The sequence below is a fragment of the Thioalkalivibrio sp. ALJ21 genome (genome assembly GCF_000378605.1).
In the GTDB taxonomy this organism is placed as follows: Bacteria; Pseudomonadota; Gammaproteobacteria; order Ectothiorhodospirales; family Ectothiorhodospiraceae; genus Thioalkalivibrio.
On record NZ_KB905158.1, the window covers coordinates 95,394 to 111,842 of the forward strand.

The following is a 16,449-nucleotide window of genomic DNA, read 5'->3' on the forward strand; positions in this document are numbered from 1 at the left end:
CCAATGAGTCTTCTACTTCGCCTAACGACTGCTCTTCTGAGCCAGCAGGTCCATAACTCTATCGCTCTCGAGGATATTGCGGACTCGCATACTTTCGTCTGCAAAGATCAATCCATGATGACCTTGATTATGGTGTCTGGGCTAACGAAAATCCCGGGCGACGATGAGATCGAGGATACCAACGCCGTTATCGAACAGATGTTCGACACGATCTTCTCGAAGCCGGGGCACTCTATCTCTTGGGGATTTCTTCAGGACCCCGCGCGGACCCGGAGTGACGTTGAGTACACGATGCGGGCGGCCCGCAAGTCCGCAAAGGCCATGGGCCTCGACGTGGGCGATATTATCGATGAGAACGTGGACGTCGTAAGCCGGCTTTGCGTGCACGAAGAGAACTACATCGCCATCTGGACCCACCCGAGCGCGATTGAGCCCGAAATCCTAAAGATGGATGCGAAGAAGTCGGCGGAAGCGAAAAAGAAGATTCCCTTTATCTATCCAGATGCGCCAGACCCCCTAAAGGTGGTGTCCGATATCTACGATAGCCACAGGGGTGTCGTTTCCTCGGTGCTCGCGTCTCTTGAGGATGCAGACCTCGTGGCTCGCGAGATGGAGGTCCACGAGGCGGCGAACACCATCAGGTCCCAGATCGACCCCAGCTTCACCTCTCATGATTGGCGCCCAACGCTTCACGGAGACCGCATCCATCCGCGTGAGACTGACTGCGACATTCCAGAGCGCGACCACTCGGACATGCTGTGGCCGCGGCTGGACTGGCAGCTTGCGCGGACCCCCCATGACCCGGTTCCGCATGAGCCGACCTACGTGCGCGTAGGGGATGTTTATTACTCGCCCATGCTGTTCGAGCTCTTCCCCCAGGACATTCACCGCTTCGGGGTGCTGTTCAATCGGATCCGGGATGCCGGCATCCCGTGGCGCATTACCTTTCACATGCAGCAGGGGAAGGGGCACGACGTTACGTACAAGAACCTGGTGACCGGGTTCCTTGCGTTCCTTCACAAGGAGAACAAGCTCATCCGTCGCGAGATCGAGGCCATGGATGACCGGATCCTCGAAGGAGGGTCGCCGATCAGAATGAAGGCGGTTGTGGCAACGTGGGCCCGGAACCTCGAGGAGCTCAAGCGCAACCAGGCGAAGCTGACCCGAGCGGTCCAGAGCTGGGGCAACCCGGATCTAGTGCACGATGTCGGGAGCCCTTCTGAGGCGCTTGTGTCGTCTTCGGTGGGGGCTACCTTCAAGTGCCCCGCGACGGCCGCGTACCCACCCTCCCATGATGCGGCGATGTTCATGCCCACCTCGAGGGCGGCCTCCAGCTGGGAGACGGGTGCGGTCATGTTCCGGACGCAAGACGACAAGATCTGGCCGTATCAGCCAGGGTCCTCGAAACAGACCACCTGGATCGACCTGTTCTTCGCGAAGCCCGGCATGGGGAAGAGTGTTCTCTCGAACGCTATCCTGATGGGCCTTGCCATGAAAGCCGGTATCAAGCAGCTCCCTTACGTCGCCGTCATTGATATCGGTCCCTCGTCACACGGCCTGATCAAGCTGCTGCGCGACAACCTTCCGGAGGGTCGCAAGCACGAGGCTGTGCATCACAAGATGACGATGAGGGCGGAGGATTCGGTGAACCCGCTGGATACACAGCTGGGGTTGCGGTTCCCGCTCCCGCATGAGCGGTCGTTCATTGTGAACCTGCTGACGCTCCTGGGAACCCCGGTCGGGCGTGAAAAGCCGTACGAGAACCTTCCAGAAATGATCGGCGTCATCATCGATGAAGCCTACGCTCAGAAGGCCGATCCATCGACTGCTACGCGTTATCACCGTGGGATCGACGCGGACGTCGATAAGGCGATGGATGAGTACCTTCCCGACTACGATTACGATGACAAGACTACCTGGTGGGAGCTGGTCGATGCACTGTTCCAGCGAGGCCTTCCGCTAGAAGCCAAGAAGGCTCAGCGGCACGCGGTTCCTCTCATTGGGGACCTTGGCAGCATTGCCTCCCAGTCGCCGACGGTATCTGACATGTATGGGGAAAAAGCCGGAGTGTTTACGTCCGGGGCCGGGGGTGAACCGCTGAACCAGGCGTTCAGTCGCATGATGTCCTCGGTGGTGCGCGAATTTCCGCTCTTCTCCCGCCCGACCACGACAGACTTCTCGTCTGCGCGTGTCGCGGCGATCGACTTGAACGACGTCGCGCCGTCTGGATCCGACAATGCGGATCGCCAGACCGCTGTGATGTATATGCTCGCTCGGCGCCTGCTGGCGTCCGACTATTACCTCGTGTACGACCACCTCCGTCTCTTCCCGGAGGAATACCAGAAGTACCACGAGAAGCGCATTCGCGAGATCTCCGAATCCGATCGGCGCGTCGTGTACGATGAATTCCACCGTACCCGCAAGGCTCTCGCCGTTCGCCAGCAGGTTGCCCTCGACATGCGCGAAGGTCGTAAGTGGAATGTCCAAGTGGCGGTGCTCTCCCAGAACGTACAGGACTTCGACGCAGACATGGTTCGCATGGCGACGAACATCTTCATCCTGGGTGGGGCAAACGCGGCCGAGATCGAATCCATTCAAGACATCTTTGGTCTCTCCAGGACCGAGCTCAATCTGATGAAGAACAATTACATTCATGGACCGAAGGCCGGCGGCTCATCCATGATCTTCCGGCACCAGACTAAGACTGGGTGGAACTACCAGCTTCTCAAGTTCGCCAAGGGACCGATGGAGCTGTGGGCGTTTTCGACCACATCGGAAGATGCCAAGCTGCGAGACGAAATGGGGCGCAGGATTGGCGACAAGGAGGCCCGGCGCGCTCTGGCGGCCCGCTTCCCGAGCGGTTCTGCGAAAAACGAGATCGAGAAGCGGATGGATAGCGACAACCAGAGCGAAGCTGGGTATCAGAAAAAGAGCGAGTCGATTATCGGTGACCTTGCGGATGAAGTGATCGAGTGGTGGCACACCGAGCAGCACCGCATGCAAGTCAAAGAGAGCATCGCCGCAGCATCGTAACCTGAGCGCTACCCAGGACTAACCAAGGACACAGCTGATGCACTTCACTCTGGGAGTCGATGCGCACGCGAAGAAGCGGGGGCAGATCGAGACCGTTGGATGGGACTTCGAGACCGTGGTCAATCCGCACATGCTCATTATGGGGATGAGTGGTGCGGGCAAGACCCACACGATCCGCTCGATCATTCGCGGGATGCTGAACACATCCGAGGGAATGACCCGGATGCCTCGCGTTCATCTGTTCGACGTGCACGGCGACCTTGCCAGCCCAAAGGCGTCTAGTGCGCGGATCTCGGAGCAGTCCCCATACGGGCTGAATCCATTGAAGATTAATCCGGACCCTCATTTCGGGGGGCCCCGGAAGCAGATCCAGTTTTTCCTCGACACCATTAATCGGTCTACGCGCCGAATGGGTGACCGGCAGGAGGCTTGTCTGCGTAGCATTTTGGTCGACCTCTACGCCGCGAACGGTTTCTACCTGGACAAGGTGGAGAGCTGGAAGCTGGATGATGGGCGGTCGCGCAAGTACCCGAAGAAACACCCAACGCTTCATGACGCCCAGCGTTTCGCGTACCACAAGCTGAAGTCCCTGTATCTCGGTGGCGACAACAAGGCCACTGCTTCACTTGAGCAGCTCAACAAGAAAGTCGCCAAGCTGAATCGACTCAGAAAACCGGACCCGAACGGAGAAATCGAGCCTGAAGACCTCGACAAGACCAAGGCCGAAGTGATCGATACCTATTCGCAGTATGTCGAATCGATCACCACTGGGCGCGAGCTAGAGCAGTACATCCGCTACGGCTCCAAGGATGTCCTGAGGTCCATTTCCGACCGCCTAGAGAACCTTGCTGCCTCGGGCATCTTCAAGAACGAGACCCCTCCCTTTGATGATCGCGTCCCAGTCTGGCACTACGACATGACAGCGATCTCGAACGCGGAGCAGAAGATGTTCACGCTGTTTCGCCTCCAGGAGGTGATGGAGGAGGCGTACACCAGGGGGCCGACTAAGGATCTCGTCGACATCGTTGTCATCGATGAGGCGCATCGCTATATGTCCGGGGATTCCGAGAACATTATCGACACGATCGCGAAGGAAGGGCGGAAGTTTGGGGTTGGTCTGATGGCCGCGAGTCAGTCCCCGAGCCATTTCACCGACGACTTCCTTTCGTCTGTGGCCACAAAAATCATTCTCGGCCTTGATGAAATGCACTGGTCTACGGGCGCGCGCAAGCTCAGGATCGACGAGAAGCTCATGACTATGGTGATCCCTCGTCGCCGCCTTCTGGTCCAGGTTAAGCGCTCGACCACCACGCAGAATCGTTATCACCTCACGCTTCCGCCGCAGGAGCAGAACGCTTCAGGCGTGGCCTCTGGGTCGTGACGCCCCATGGCACCCGCTGGTAGCGAGGGACCCCTTGAGATCTGCCGCGAGTCGATAGCGCGGGGGCTTTCAGCATTTCGTCCCGATGCCAATCCTTTCCCGTGCTCGGATCCGGACGACCTCTTCATCGAGATCCTTGACCGGCGGCGTGAAGCTGACGATGGCGATCTTTTTACGCCGCTCCCCGCAGGTATCCCGATCCTCACCTCGTTCTCTCATACTCTTCTCAGGGTCAGCCGAAAAGGGTGGAAATCGAAGAGGATCGTGCTCTGGAACAGCCTGGGGCAATGCCCGGAGGCAGTGGCGTTTTCTCCGGGGCTGTTCGGCGAAGGGCTAATCCACGGCTTCCAGGCAGCTCGCGTCAACGCAACGCCGAAAGAAGGTGGGGCCGCCTGGTCCTGGTCACCGAACCGACCGGCATTGGGCGATGGTTTGCGCTTCTGCGTGATTGACCGCTCGACTTACCTTCACCCCATTTCCAGGGCAAAGATGGGCCCCGGCTGCCTGGCCGGACTCCCCGAAGCTGAAAGCTTTTCAGAGCAAGCCAAACCACTGCCGGATGCTTCAGACCGCATCTTCAGCTCGGACACGAAGAGGGGGCGGGGCTGGTTATCAATTGACCTTGACGAGCACCAGGCTCAGTTCGCCGCAGGTGCTTCAAATCATCTTGGACGGTCGGTCGACTTCGTTCTCGCCTTGAGCGACAAGGCTGACTTACAGGCCGTTTGCCAGGCGAATGGAGCCCGAACAGAGCCGTCGTTCCTGGAGGAGTGCGCGAAGGCCCTGGGCTTCCTCCTGACACAAAAAGACGCGCAGATCGCCAGGCAGAGTTATCGGACCTCAATTCCTTGGGCGCTTTATGCGGACTCCCTGAATTGGATCCTGCAGCGGTCTCGGGCTCCTTCAGAGACCGTACTCCGCAAGTGTCTGCGTGGATTGCACGGGACCCGCGTTTCCTCGGGGCGCAATGCCAATGAAGAAATCGAGGCGATCGAGCGATCCCTCTCCGCGCTTCGCTCCGAGATTGACCGCGTGATTGGTCCGGCGGCGAATATGCCGATCACAAGGAGCGAGCTCTCGACGCTGATTGGAACCGGGATCGACACGGTCGACGAGTTGCTTACCTAGGCCTCGAACCCGACAGACACAGGGCAGCACGATACATGATCACCGACAAAGACAACGAGCTTGCCTTCAAGGCTCATGCGGGTACGCCTCAGTGGGCGGACGGCCCCTCACAGATCACGAATCTCGGCACCTATTTGCTGATGCTAGCCCTCTTTGGGTTGGCCTTCTACGCCAGCTCTGCGTGGCCTGCTGAGTGGGTCGCTGACACCCTGCCATTCACGGGGGTCACCGAGAATCATGTTGCCGTGGTTTACTCCGGCCTGATTCTGGCGCCTTTGACGTGGGCCTTTTGGTGCTACCTGGTCGTGTACTTCACTCGGTACACCGTGACGGATCAGAAGATCCTCAAGAGGGTCGGCGTCCTCAATGTGCAGATCGACTACGTCGAGCTCTATCGAGTCAAAGACTACCAGCTGCAGAAGCCCTTGCTGCTCAGGATCTTCGGCCTGGGGACGGTCCGAGTCCAGACGTCCGATCGGTCAAGGCCGCTATTTCACCTCGTCGGGATCCGAGATTCCGAGAACGTGGGGATGTCGATTCGTACGCTGTCTGAGGCTAAGCGCCTCGAGCGTGGGGTGCGGGAGCTGGATGTGTCTTCGGCCGGCTAAGAAGGCGGGGTGAGCGAGATCCCGCTAGATCTCCTGGATGGGGGACTCTCTCGCTTGCTGCATATCCTCGCTTGCTGCGACCTGCAGGATTTCCCTGGCTGATGGATTCCGCCTCATAGCGTTCATGCTGCGCAGGCCGGTGACGATGGCAGGCAGAGCCAGGAACGAAACCAGCCATGTGGTGATCGCCCCCAAGGCCAACACAATTCCGACCACGGCCAGAGACAGCCACGAATTTCTCGCGTTTTTCGACTTGTAAGCCTGGACCAGGCCGGTCTCAAAGATCCCCTCATGCGGCGTCTTGACGCCGCATATCACCTTCTCCCCGCCGCCCATGCGCGCAACGATCAAGCGCAACTCCTGATGCTTCTGCGGCCGCCATATGTCGCTCTTTACCTTTGCGTTTTTTATGACCGTCGAGGTGAAGCCTTTCCCCCCTCCATTACTGAGGATAACCTCCTCTAGATGGGTCACTTCCGAGCTTTCCTTTGCGCCCACCGCGCTTTCGAAAGTTCCGATAACCAGCTCAACGGACCCAGGCTTTAGCTCGCTGTACGTCATTGACCAACCCCTGCACATTTGTGATATTATTATTTCATTGATATTATGCTCTTTAAGCATTCTATCATTCGTTTGTGGTCCCGTCTGTGCATCGATAAATGGAGGCCCCTTGCCTGTTCGGGTGACGCTTAAGCAAGCCATGAAAAATGGCTGGATATCGGACGAGGACAAGCCCTCCAAAACGGGGGCTGATCGCTCACTCAAGCGGGGCCTGAAAAGTGACTTGGCGTCTCCGCTGCTGAGTCATGAGCCGCAGGCCATCCTGTGGAGGTGCATGGCGGGCAGGTGGCCGGATCTCGTAGGGAAGGGGCTCTTGGTTTGGGAGGCGGAAGGCCTCATTGAGGGGCGCAAGTTCCGGGTGGATATCGCGCTTCAGGCGCCCCGAATAAATCTCGCGATCGAACTCGATGGCTGGCAGTTCCACGGGAAGCACAAGGCGGGGTTTCATCGTGACCGCATGAAATCCCGACTTCTGGTCCTGAACGGCTGGACCCCTTTTCCCTTTGCGGCGAAGGAAATTTTGAAGGACCCCGAAGGCTCCGTTGACCTCATTGAGCAGGCGGGCTGGGGAAGCGTAAGGAAGAGAAGATGATGCTGCAGCCGCAGGTGACGGAACGACCCCTTGACCACGATCGGTTGAGAGCGGCCAAAGCGCTGGGATTCTCCCCGGCCGTGACGTCCGTTCTTGCCCGCAGGGCAACGGCAGCGGGCGTCGAGCCCGACAGTCTGGTGAACCTCTCCCTGAGGAACCTCGAGGACCCGTCAGGGCTTTCCGATATCTCCCAAGCCGCTGGACGGATTGCGCATGCCATCGCGCAGGGCGAGGTGATTGGCCTGGAGACTGATCATGACGTGGACGGGACTTCGTCGCACGCTGTCATGCATCGGGCCCTAACAAAAGCCTTCGGCCACCCGGAGCACTTGATCCGCCATTACATTGGCCTCCGCCTGCACGAGGGGTACGGGATCTCTGACTCGCTTTGCGATCGGATCCTGAATGACTCGCCGCGTCCGTCGCTGATCATCACGGCAGATAACGGCTCGAGCGATGAAGACCGAATCGCCCGCATGAAGGCGGAGGGCGGGATCGACACCGTGGTCACCGACCATCACGGAATGGAGGATGGATTGGGGCCGCCCAGCGCATTTGCGTGCGTCAGCCCCTTGCACCGGGAATCGAAATACTCTGATCGCGCAATTGCCGGCGTCATGGTGGCCTGGTTGCTCATGGTCGAGACCCGCAGGTGCATGATCACCCGGGGCCTCCTCCCCGGGGATGCCCCCAAGCTCGGGACGTTGCTTGATTACGTATCGGTAGGCACCGTGGCCGATTGCGTCAGCTTGTCCCGCAGCCAGAACAATCGAATTGTGATCCGGGCTGGGCTCAGCCAGATCAATTCCAATCGGCGGCGCGTGTGCTGGGATCCTTTGATCGCTGCGAATCAGGAGGCAGGGGGCGGAGCGCCCATTCGGGCTGAGGATCTGGCCTTCAAGGTGGGTCCGCGGATCAATGCGGTCGGGCGGCTGGATGACGCCATGAAGGCGGTGACGTTCTTTCTGTCCGAGGAGCCGTCCAGCGCCAGCGATGGCTACGACCTTCTGTCCACCATGAACTCCGAGCGCCAGCGAATCGAGAGGGGCCTCACGGAGGTCGCGTTAGCGATGGCGCATCACCAGCACGATCAAGGCCGAAAGCTGTTTGTGCTCCTTCTTGAAAGCGGGCATGCAGGGGTTCACGGCATCGTTGCAAGCCGCGTTGTGGAGGCGTTCGGGCATCCAGTGATCTGCCTTTCGCCCCACGCGGGCAACCCGGACCTCCTCGCGGGGTCCTGCCGCAGCGTCCCCGGATTTGATATGCGGGAAGCTCTCTCGCGAATCGCAAACCACCGTCCGAATCTGCTAACGAAATTCGGAGGGCACCCTGGGGCGGCCGGTTTGACGCTACCGCGCGATCATGCCCAGGAGTTTATCGAGCTATCAGAGGTGCTTGCGCGCCCGATGATGAGCGGCGCCACTTTGGGCCCCGTGCTCGAACATGATGGAGATCTCGATCCGAACGAGATCTCCACCAACCTGGTGAATGAGCTCTCAAGCCTTGAGCCATTCGGGCGTGAATTTGAGCCGCCGGTTTTCCGTTCGGTGATGAAGGTGGCCACTTTGCGCTCGATGGGGGCAGAGGGTAAGCACTGGCAGCTGGGTGTTGAGGCCGGAGTGGGTGGCACCATCCGAGGGGTCTGGTTTGGTGCTGGTACCGAGCCTCCCGCGGAGGAGGGGCAGGCGTATGCCTTCCTTTACACGCCTTCGATCAACCACTGGAAGGGATACCAGAACCTCCAGGTGGTGATCCGAGGGATTGATCCGTCCATCTAAGGCTTGGGCAGCCCCATCTTCCGGGCTGCTTCCTCGTTCACCTCTTTTGCGCTAGGGCTGCGCGCCTTGCGCGTCGACCGCTGAATGCCGACCATCATCTGCTTTCCGATGGACAGGGACTCCTTGCCCGGCTCAGCGGGACCGTGCGCCTCGACATGGCGGCAGAGGATTTCGTGTTTTGTGTGGGCCTGCGCTCGACTGAGCTCAGCCTTAAATCCCTTGTTAGCCTGGAAGGTCGCGACATCTTTGTCGGGCGCATCCACAACCTCATCCCATACCTCATCCCAATGTTTACCTCCGGGGGCCTTCTCAATACGGAATCGGCCACACCCCTCGATCTCCAGGGATTGATTGGTGATGAGGTTGCTCATCCAGAGGGCTTGAACAACCTGGACAAGATCCTGGGCGCCGACGCGCGTCATGTTCATCCGAGCCCGCAAGGTGTCGACTAGAGATGCTTCACTCGAAATGGCCGCCACGGGGGCCGCATTAAGAGCTTCCGTGAAGGACACCGTTTCATCGTCTTTGTGGTAGAGCTTCTGGTCGCGCATCGACTTGGAGAAGTTGCGCTTCCTTTTCGACTCCATCGACTTCTTGAATCCTTGGGATGGCTCGAAATGAAGGGTTGTCTGGAGCCGAGTGGTTTTTCTCCGGCTCGCTCTGGTGTCAGCATCTTGAGACCACGGGCCGAGGTTCAGTCCGCCACTCAGATGCATTGGCCCCTCGAGCGGTCCAGACTGGTTTTTGACGGGTGTGATCACCCCGATTGCTCCGAGGTGGACTGCACGGCCGCCGACAAGCTCGTGCTTGATGGCGTTCACAACCCCCGCGTGCAGGTTCCTCGCCTCCAGTCGAGACACCCCGTATCGCTCGGCGAGCACCTTTTCGACCTCATTCCTCGCTTTGGTTGTCGGGTCGGAGGGCCCCCCGTCCTTCTCCTTGGGCATTCTCGATACCGTGCTTTAGTTGACCATTGAGAGCCATAAGTAGTATCGTGTATTCACTTACATGTCCAGCCCGGCTATTTCCATGAACCCCTCCAGAAAGCGCTTTGACCCGTTCTCTCGTCTGTTCCTCGACACCGTCCTCACCAGCGTTATCGTATTAGGTACGGTATGTGCAGGCGTATGGATGGCCTTCAGGGGGCCGGAGTCGGTCCTGTTCGGGTGGCTGTTATGGGTCCCCGTGGCGGCATTGACCGTGACGGCGGGAGAGCTGGTTCTGCGTCGGCGGTTTTGGCCGCAAGGCCAGATCCCGGAAGCGTGGAGCGAGCGCATTAAAACGATCTGCTTCCCCGGCCTTGGCATCTTGGCGGGCTACTGGATGGTGTTCTCTGGCCTGTACGCAGCTATTGCTGGGGCGACCCTGTATTTCGTTGCATCCCAGGGCGTCGCGTCGTGAAGGGGGCCCCGTACTTCACGCTCGCATGTCTGCCTGGCCGAACCCCCTGGGGCGCCATGGCCTACGCCTTCGATCGGCGTGCGCACGCAGTCGATCCCTGGTTCGGCTCGCTGTCGTTCGACCACATTCAGATCTGCCCTCAAAACTGCCTGGGGGAGCTGACCGTAGACCGGGCGCTGCAGATGGCAGCCGATTACCCGGATACGCGGTTCCGGTTGCATGCCAACGTGCGCCTGAGTGGAAAGCACTCGCTCCGGAGAGACGCCAACCGAATCCATCTGGATCAGGCCTATATCGACGAAATGCAGCAGGTGACTCGGGCCCTCGGGGCTCCCGCCTATGTCCTCCACCCGGGCCGCAGAGCGAAAGGTGAGCCCGAGCGAGCGATCCAGCGGGTCTTTCGCAATACGCTGGATCTCGAGCAGCGCCTCGGCATCCCCGTCGGGATTGAGGGGCAGTACCCAGTCACCTCCCCGCAACAGCATTGGTTCCATGACTGGGAGGGCTACCGCGCGCTCCTTGAGGGGCCGTGCCACTTCGCCATCGATTTGTCGCACCTCAACATCGTGGCCTCCAAAACCGGGCGCTGGGATTGGGCGTTGCTGCGGGATCTTGTGCAGAGCCCGCGCTGCATCGAGGTTCATGTGTCGGACAACGATGGAACCCGAGATCAGCACTCTCCGATGGATACGGCAGCGCCGCCTGCATGGGGCTCGGTCTTGTCATCGGTCCAGCCTGGTGCTGCCATTTTCTACGAAGGGGTCATGCGCACGCTGGAGCCGACAGGTGAGGTGATCGCATGACCCGCACGGCCAAGCTCGTATCTCTGGTGTGGGTGGCGTTTGCGGCCGCGGGGCTAACGATCACCGCCTCCGGAGGCAGCAAAGAGCCTGGACTCTTGTCCGAAAGCGAGGATCTACGTTTCGCGGACGAGGACTGGTCCCCATACGTCCTCTGGTACAAGAACGAAGTCGCGAACACGTACCTCTCCAAGGAGGAAACCTTTACCGTGGACCCGCCCCCTCGGTCGCGATCGGTCAGGACTCGATCCGAGATCAATGACCTTGTGGCCCTGCACTCTGAGCGCACGGAAAAGACGCTGCGCGAGATCGCATATGAAGACCGGGTCGGGTCGCTTGAACGAGCGTTCTCAAGGCACGGGCTACTTGACCATGCGGTTTTCGCCCGGCCGGCTCTGGAGCTCGCCCGCCGAGTTTCGACTACTGATGGAATCTACTTCGTGTTCGAGGAGAAAAAGCGCCACGCCCGGCCACGCCCCCGGCACCTTAGCGACGATGTTCGGCCGGTCATCGACATGCCTGGGCACCCGGCGTACCCCTCTGGCCACGCAGCTCAGGCGCACATCATTGGGCTCATCTTGTCCGAGATCGACCCAGATCATGCGGAGGCATACATGGGGCTGGCCCGAGATATCGGGATCCGCCGCGAGATTGCGGGCGTCCATTACCGTTCTGACACATTGGCGGGCATCGATATGGCCGAGCAGGTCTTCGAGCGCCTGATGGAGCATGACCAGTTTCAATCCGACCTGGCATCTGCGGAGAAGGCGTTCCATGATCGATGAAAACCGCGAACCCCCAATGACCCTCGATCAATTTGCCGAGCGCCTCCTTGATGGTGACGCCATTGTTTTTACGTTTTCAGGAGGTGGCGACAGCGGCGGGGTCGATCGCGTCGCGATTACCCGGAAACTTAAATATGACGATGTGATTTCCAGCGAAGGAGGGGATGCTCAAGCACTGGACATAGATGGACTGATGGCGGAGGGCACTGAGGTGCCCGAGTTCCCTCGGGACGCAGGGGGGCAAGGGCTTAGCGATCGAATCGGCCAAGAGATGGTTCATGTGGGCGTCGACTGGATCAACAACGAGGGCGGTTCCGGCGGGGGGCTTCTGGCTGTGCATCCAGATACCCTTGAGGCAACGGTAGCGGCTTATGCGGACGAATACCCTCCGAACACATACACCTCTATCGAATACGATCCCGATAGCGAATCGTCGCCCCCCTGGGGAGACCTCGACCTCGACCACTTCCTGAATCGGCTCTCCATGAGCGGATCCGCGCTTTCTAAGTGGCTCGAAAAAAATATCCCCGACTATAGCCCCTTGGCCGAACTCGCTGTCACGTTCTCAGAGGCGCTGGTTGATCGCGAGATGGTTACCGAGGCCACGGTATCCTGCAACCGTGACACGATCCAGCTTGGAGACGAAAACCACTCTGAGGCTCTTGAAGACCTCCGTTCCGCTCTCATTCTTGACGCGGCTAGCGAAGCGATCGACTGGGAGAGCGTAGATCCCGAGAGCGATTTCGTTTTGAACATCCGGCGCCCCCTGGGCTCCGCAGAGTTCGAAGCGAGCGGAAGGATCTCGATTGAATTTCAGTGCGAGCTTGTTTCTGATCAGGAATCGGTTTGCTCTGATTCAATGGTGACCAGTTTTTCGCTCCCACCGGAGATCGAAAATGCCTGTCTCCGAATCAAGTCTCAGCGCCTTGCGGAACGCCTCTCCCAGGACGTCACCCCACCATCGGATCAAACGGCGCGTCCACGGCCGCGGATGTGAGGAGGGCGACATGCTAAAGCCAACTCGGCCCTTGTTTACATGCTACGAGGAATCTTGGGATGCTCGCATTCCGGCAAAGGAAACCTACGCAGCCCTGACAGACGGCGCGCTAGTCTGCGCGGTAGGGGTGGTGGACCCGAACACGGGTGGTCGACGCTTTCAAAAAGCCTGGATCGCGAACGAGTGTGAGGCGGGCGATTCAGACCACGATAGAACCTTGGCGTACATCTCCCATGCGCACGGAATCGATCCAGAAGGGTCATTTCTTGTGCACATGGACGATGCCGCCGGCTGGCATTGCGATGTTGCGGACGAATCTTTGGGCGGCCGATTTGAGCTGATGATCTATAGTGACCCGGCTGCGCGGTCTTTCGCCCCCGGCGAACTCTCAGCGACGCGATCCAGGGCGCCTGAGGCGCACGATCTTCCGCAGCCAAACACCGGCTTGTATCTGGAGGTTTGCGAGCGCCCGAACGTTGCGTCGACGTACTCGATCGAGAAAACGTTGGACGAGCGCGAATGCCGCCTCCTGGCAACATTAATTCAAGCGGCGCAGGTGAGGGCCGAGCAAATCGGCCCTGGTGGCGAGCTCGAGATTGCGGCCTCCGTTCCAGATCAGGAGGTCGGCCGGCTCTCGCTTGCATCGTGGGAAACTGAATCCGGAATTTGCGGCCGGGTCACGCTGAACGGCCCCGAAACCTCCACCGGGGACGGGGGCCGCTTTGACCGCGCTTCCGCGGCGCTTCTCGCGGCAAGCGATCGCTATGCATTTTCACCCCAGAACCGAGATCCGGATAGCGTTTCGGCTACAGCGGATCAGTTTCGCTTCAAAGCGACCGTCAATGATCGCCTCGAGGTTGTCGCGGCCCGCGCGTCGATACGCGTTCACAGCCTGGCGCCAAGCCGCGAGCCCAATCACCGAATCATTTCCATGAGCACGCTCGCTACCCGGAATCATGATATGGCGAAGGCTTCGGCCGCTATTGAGCCTTTCCAGCGATCGAGAATGCTGGAAAGCGAGGCGGACGGAGTGAAGCGTTACCTGATGACCCCGAGTGCGCCGTCTTCACAACGGCGACGCCCACGTATGTGAACTCACGATAAGGATCCTGCGCGGATGCCAGACATCAACCGACCATTCTCTTGGGAAATGTCCAGGCGCCTTCTCTCTGGCGAAGAGGCACGTGTCTTGTTTGTGGGGCAGGGCGATAGCGGCGGGGTTGCAGGTGTCGAGATGAGCCGTGGCGGTCCCATGACCGAGGACGACCGCGAAGTGCTGGTGTGGCTGGCACACGAGGCCCTGCACGAGAACAGCGGCTTTGGCGGATACGAGAACGGCGAGGGGGCCGAGGTGACCGCGCGCATCTCCCTTCCGGACCCCGAGGGGCTTGGCCCGAATGCTCAATTCGAGGTTGCCTTGGAATGCCGGAACGCATGCCTGGATGAAGCCAGCGACTTGGAGACTCGCGAAGTGTTCGTTTCCTTTGATCAGGCAGAGGATCGGGCCACGATTTCGAGTGAAGGCCAAGGCGCCCTGGACGACCTCGTGGACGTTATGGTTTCCCATCTCCCGGAGGACCTGAAGCAGGAGGAAGGCTACACTCCTGCCGGGGTGATGCTACAAATCGAAGAGGGCCCGCTCGGCGACTGGCGAGACGCACATGGCCGTGTCTTCCTCGCCCCATCCGGCCAACAACCCGGGACCATGCATCGCAGATCGCTTGTCCGCTTCTCGATCCCACCCGATGCCTACAAAGAGCCCGTCGACAGGCTCTTTGACGCCTTCCTTGGCGCCTCAAATCCAAGAGTCAGGGATCGCTATCCAGACGCTTCCGAGCGCCCGCTTCGGCCTGGCTATCTTAATCTTCGCGCCAAGACTCTGCGTGATCCCGAAATGCTGGTATTGGTCGAACGTCGCCCCACTATCGAGGGGGCTTTGAAGGAGGAATCGGTACGCGTTCCGATTCCGGAAGCGGTGCGCTTCGGCTTCCAGGCTGCCATCAGTCACGATGCTGCCACGCGGGAAGTCAGCTGTCCGAGTGCGCCTCTTGATCGCCCGAGACCCCGACTTTGACTGACAAAACCGTATTACATAGGATTATTCCCTCACCAACAAGGAGCCTGAACAATGCCGAACTCGACACCCGCAACTCTCGGTGACTGGAATAACCCTCTGGGTGAAGCCACACCTCTGGCGGACGACGGGCCCGGCACCGATCAGGCCGATCACCCGGGAATCGCAGACAACGAGTCGTTGATGAAAACCGCCGGGGATGCCCCTTCGGTCAACCCGAATCCGGAAACCGGAAGTGAGGAGGTTCTGGCGGGTACCGGCCTCGAAGATCTCGAAATGGGGGCCAATCGCATCCGCGTGGATGACAAGAAGATCATCAACTGCCACGCGGACCTCAACCAGCTCGTGCCCTTCAAGTACAAGTGGGCCTGGCAGAAGTACCTGGACGGCTGCGCCAACCACTGGATGCCGCAGGAAATCAACATGACTGCGGACATTGCCCTGTGGAAGGACCCGAATGGTCTGACCGAGGACGAGCGCACTATCGTCAAGCGCAACCTGGGCTTCTTCTCCACCGCCGACTCGCTGGTGGCGAACAACCTGGTGCTGGCCGTGTACCGCCATATCACCAACCCCGAGTGCCGCCAGTACCTGCTGCGCCAGGCCTTCGAGGAGGCGCTGCACACCCACGCCTACCAGTATTGTGTCGAGTCCCTTGGCCTGGACGAGGGCGAGATCTTCAACATGTACCGCGAGGTGCCCTCCGTGGCCACCAAGGCGGAGTGGGCCCTGCCGTTCACCAAGCACCTGGCGGACCCGAACTTCCGCACCGGCACGCCGGAGGCGGACCAGAAGCTGCTGCGCGAACTGATCGCCTTCTACGTCGTGTTCGAGGGCATCTTCTTCTACGTTGGCTTCGTGCAGATTCTCTCCATGGGCCGGCGCAACAAGATGACCGGCGTGGCCGAGCAGTTCCAGTACATCCTGCGCGACGAGTCCATGCACATGAACTTCGGCATCGACGTGATCAACCAGATCAAGCTCGAGAACCAGCACCTATGGACCGAGGACTTCAAGAGCGAGATGCGCAGCATGATCGCGGACGCCGTGGAGCTGGAGGCCCAGTACGCGCGAGACACTATGCCCCGGGGTGTCCTGGGCATGAATGCCAAGATGTTCGAGGAATACCTGCACTTCATCGCTAATCGCCGCTGCGTCCAGATCGGCCTCGATGAGCTGTACCCCGGCGCGGAAAACCCGTTCCCATGGATGAGCGAGGTGCTCGACCTGAAGAAGGAGAAGAATTTCTTTGAGACCCGGGTTACCGAGTACCAGACCGGCGGTGCATTGTCCTGGTGAGGGGGCTCCCGG

The 16,449-nt window shown here is 59.7% G+C and carries 15 protein-coding genes; 13 read left to right on the forward strand and 2 right to left on the reverse strand.

The window, feature by feature from the left end:
- Positions 1-114 precede the first annotated feature (114 nt).
- The 4 genes from F579_RS0113250 to F579_RS0113265 are packed head-to-tail and all read left to right on the forward strand — an operon-like array spanning position 115 to position 6,150.
- Positions 115-3,033 carry a hypothetical protein gene (locus F579_RS0113250; protein ID WP_231365834.1) on the forward strand — a complete coding sequence of 973 codons (2,919 nt, stop codon included), beginning with the start codon at positions 115-117 and terminating at the stop codon, positions 3,031-3,033.
- Between the two features lie 37 nt (positions 3,034-3,070).
- A complete protein-coding gene (locus F579_RS0113255) occupies positions 3,071-4,414 on the forward strand; it encodes an ATP-binding protein (RefSeq protein ID WP_019025532.1) in 1,344 nt (447 codons plus the stop codon).
- A 6-nt stretch (positions 4,415-4,420) separates the two neighbouring features.
- Complete coding sequence (locus tag F579_RS0113260) at positions 4,421-5,542, forward strand: hypothetical protein (protein ID WP_019025533.1); 1,122 nt, start codon at positions 4,421-4,423, stop codon at positions 5,540-5,542.
- 35 nt (positions 5,543-5,577) lie between these two features.
- Positions 5,578-6,150: a PH domain-containing protein gene (locus F579_RS0113265; RefSeq protein ID WP_019025534.1), complete on the forward strand. Its 573-nt coding sequence runs from the start codon at positions 5,578-5,580 to the stop codon at positions 6,148-6,150.
- 24 nt (positions 6,151-6,174) lie between these two features.
- Here the strand turns inward: F579_RS0113265 and F579_RS0113270 are convergent, their stop codons facing one another.
- Positions 6,175-6,771 carry a hypothetical protein gene (locus tag F579_RS0113270; protein WP_231376173.1) on the reverse strand — a complete coding sequence of 199 codons (597 nt, stop codon included), beginning with the start codon at positions 6,769-6,771 and terminating at the stop codon, positions 6,175-6,177.
- Positions 6,772-6,820: 49 nt separating this feature from the next.
- Here F579_RS0113270 and F579_RS0113275 point away from each other — a divergent pair, with 49 nt between their 5' ends.
- Together F579_RS0113275 and F579_RS0113280 are read left to right on the forward strand one after the other, a co-directional pair.
- Positions 6,821-7,303 carry an endonuclease domain-containing protein gene (locus F579_RS0113275; RefSeq protein ID WP_231365835.1) on the forward strand — a complete coding sequence of 161 codons (483 nt, stop codon included), beginning with the start codon at positions 6,821-6,823 and terminating at the stop codon, positions 7,301-7,303.
- Positions 7,300-9,081, forward strand: a complete 1,782-nt coding sequence (locus F579_RS0113280) for a DHH family phosphoesterase (RefSeq protein WP_019025537.1) — start codon at positions 7,300-7,302, stop codon at positions 9,079-9,081. Before F579_RS0113275 ends, F579_RS0113280 begins: the two co-directional genes overlap by 4 nt.
- Here the strand turns inward: F579_RS0113280 and F579_RS0113285 are convergent.
- On the reverse strand, positions 9,078-10,028 hold the full coding sequence (locus F579_RS0113285; protein ID WP_019025538.1) for a hypothetical protein: 951 nt from the start codon (positions 10,026-10,028) through the stop codon (positions 9,078-9,080). The genes F579_RS0113280 and F579_RS0113285 overlap by 4 nt on opposite strands.
- Positions 10,029-10,110: 82 nt before the next feature.
- Between F579_RS0113285 and F579_RS0113290 the strand changes: the two genes are divergently transcribed.
- From F579_RS0113290 to F579_RS0113320, 7 genes are all read left to right on the forward strand, one after another.
- A complete protein-coding gene (locus tag F579_RS0113290; protein ID WP_231369429.1) occupies positions 10,111-10,482 on the forward strand; it encodes a hypothetical protein in 372 nt (123 codons plus the stop codon).
- Positions 10,483-10,538: 56 nt separating this feature from the next.
- Positions 10,539-11,285: a TIM barrel protein gene (locus F579_RS0113295; protein ID WP_019025540.1), complete on the forward strand. Its 747-nt coding sequence runs from the start codon at positions 10,539-10,541 to the stop codon at positions 11,283-11,285.
- Positions 11,282-12,067, forward strand: a complete 786-nt coding sequence (locus F579_RS0113300) for a phosphatase PAP2 family protein (protein ID WP_019025541.1) — start codon at positions 11,282-11,284, stop codon at positions 12,065-12,067. The genes F579_RS0113295 and F579_RS0113300 overlap by 4 nt, the downstream gene beginning before the upstream one ends.
- Positions 12,057-13,064, forward strand: a complete 1,008-nt coding sequence (locus F579_RS0113305) for a hypothetical protein (RefSeq protein WP_231365836.1) — start codon at positions 12,057-12,059, stop codon at positions 13,062-13,064. The genes F579_RS0113300 and F579_RS0113305 overlap by 11 nt, the downstream gene beginning before the upstream one ends.
- 10 nt (positions 13,065-13,074) lie before the next feature.
- A complete protein-coding gene (locus F579_RS0113310; RefSeq protein ID WP_019025543.1) occupies positions 13,075-14,157 on the forward strand; it encodes a hypothetical protein in 1,083 nt (360 codons plus the stop codon).
- A 159-nt stretch (positions 14,158-14,316) separates the two neighbouring features.
- Positions 14,317-15,138, forward strand: a complete 822-nt coding sequence (locus tag F579_RS0113315; protein ID WP_231365837.1) for a hypothetical protein — start codon at positions 14,317-14,319, stop codon at positions 15,136-15,138.
- A gap of 54 nt (positions 15,139-15,192) precedes the next feature.
- Positions 15,193-16,437 carry a ribonucleotide-diphosphate reductase subunit beta gene (locus tag F579_RS0113320; protein ID WP_026301144.1) on the forward strand — a complete coding sequence of 415 codons (1,245 nt, stop codon included), beginning with the start codon at positions 15,193-15,195 and terminating at the stop codon, positions 16,435-16,437.
- The last annotated feature ends 12 nt before the right edge of the window (positions 16,438-16,449 follow it).

Coding starts and splice junctions, on each gene's coding strand:
- F579_RS0113250 (WP_231365834.1), top strand. CDS start 115: ATGATGACCTTGATTATGGTGTCTGGGCTAACGAAAATCCCGGGCGAC.
- F579_RS0113255 (WP_019025532.1), top strand. CDS start 3,071: ATGCACTTCACTCTGGGAGTCGATGCGCACGCGAAGAAGCGGGGGCAG.
- F579_RS0113260 (WP_019025533.1), top strand. CDS start 4,421: ATGGCACCCGCTGGTAGCGAGGGACCCCTTGAGATCTGCCGCGAGTCG.
- F579_RS0113265 (WP_019025534.1), top strand. CDS start 5,578: ATGATCACCGACAAAGACAACGAGCTTGCCTTCAAGGCTCATGCGGGT.
- F579_RS0113270 (WP_231376173.1), bottom strand. CDS start 6,771: ATGCTTAAAGAGCATAATATCAATGAAATAATAATATCACAAATGTGC.
- F579_RS0113280 (WP_019025537.1), top strand. CDS start 7,300: ATGATGCTGCAGCCGCAGGTGACGGAACGACCCCTTGACCACGATCGG.
- F579_RS0113285 (WP_019025538.1), bottom strand. CDS start 10,028: ATGCCCAAGGAGAAGGACGGGGGGCCCTCCGACCCGACAACCAAAGCG.
- F579_RS0113290 (WP_231369429.1), top strand. CDS start 10,111: ATGAACCCCTCCAGAAAGCGCTTTGACCCGTTCTCTCGTCTGTTCCTC.
- F579_RS0113295 (WP_019025540.1), top strand. CDS start 10,539: ATGGCCTACGCCTTCGATCGGCGTGCGCACGCAGTCGATCCCTGGTTC.
- F579_RS0113300 (WP_019025541.1), top strand. CDS start 11,282: ATGACCCGCACGGCCAAGCTCGTATCTCTGGTGTGGGTGGCGTTTGCG.
- F579_RS0113305 (WP_231365836.1), top strand. CDS start 12,057: ATGATCGATGAAAACCGCGAACCCCCAATGACCCTCGATCAATTTGCC.
- F579_RS0113310 (WP_019025543.1), top strand. CDS start 13,075: ATGCTAAAGCCAACTCGGCCCTTGTTTACATGCTACGAGGAATCTTGG.
- F579_RS0113315 (WP_231365837.1), top strand. CDS start 14,317: ATGACCGAGGACGACCGCGAAGTGCTGGTGTGGCTGGCACACGAGGCC.
- F579_RS0113320 (WP_026301144.1), top strand. CDS start 15,193: ATGCCGAACTCGACACCCGCAACTCTCGGTGACTGGAATAACCCTCTG.